Consider the following 821-nt stretch of genomic DNA (forward strand, 5'->3'; position numbering starts at 1 on the left):
CGGCTCCGGGACTCCAGTCCCTTAACCTCGCTACGTACATTAACTCGCCGGACCGTTCTACAAAAAGTACCCGATCACACATTAACGTGCTCTCGGTGCTTGTAGGCACAAGGTTTCAGGTTCTTTTTCACTCCCCTCCCGGGGTCCTTTTCACCTTTCCCTCACGGTACTGCTTCTCTATCGGTCACTGAGTAGTATTTAGGCTTGGAGGATGGTCCCCCCATATTCCCACAGGGTTTCACGTGTCCTGTGGTACTCTGGATCCGGCTAGCGTAAAACCCTTTTCGCTTACGGGGCTATCACCCTGTATCGCCACTCTTCCCAAAGTGTTCAGCTAAAGGTTCTTACTGCATGTTGCCGTCCTAACCCCAAGGAGATTGCTCCCCCTGGTTTGGCCTCTTCCGCGTTCGCTCGCCACTACTAGCGGAATCTCGGTTGATTTCTTTTCCTCGCCCTACTTAGATGTTTCAGTTCAGGCGGTTCCCCACGTACACCTATGTATTCAGTGCACGCTGACAGAGTATTGCCCTGCCGGGTTTCCCCATTCGGAAATCTCCGGATCAAAGCCCATTTGCGGCTCCCCGAAGCTTATCGCAGCTTGTCGCGTCCTTCATCGGCTCTCAGTGCCAAGGCATTCCCCTTGCGCCCTTTACAGCTTGACCAGCTGTAAGACCACTCCACGGTCGTAGAGTGGAATTTATTTAGCGGATAAGGTTTCCCTTATCTCGAATTATTGAGTTATCTCGGTTATTTTTTAGCTATTTTGTAGTATGATCTTTCAATCATATCCCAACAATTTTCAGAAAAACCATTTATTTTTT

1 rRNA gene is annotated in these 821 nt (G+C 49.6%); it reads right to left on the reverse strand.

The window, feature by feature from the left end:
* A 23S ribosomal RNA gene (locus tag CZ203_RS00005) occupies positions 1-662 on the reverse strand; the annotation flags it as partial.
* Positions 663-821 lie beyond the last annotated feature (159 nt).

Source organism: Intestinibacillus massiliensis, assembly GCF_900155735.1.
GTDB classification, from domain to species: Bacteria; Bacillota; Clostridia; order Oscillospirales; family Butyricicoccaceae; genus Intestinibacillus; species Intestinibacillus massiliensis.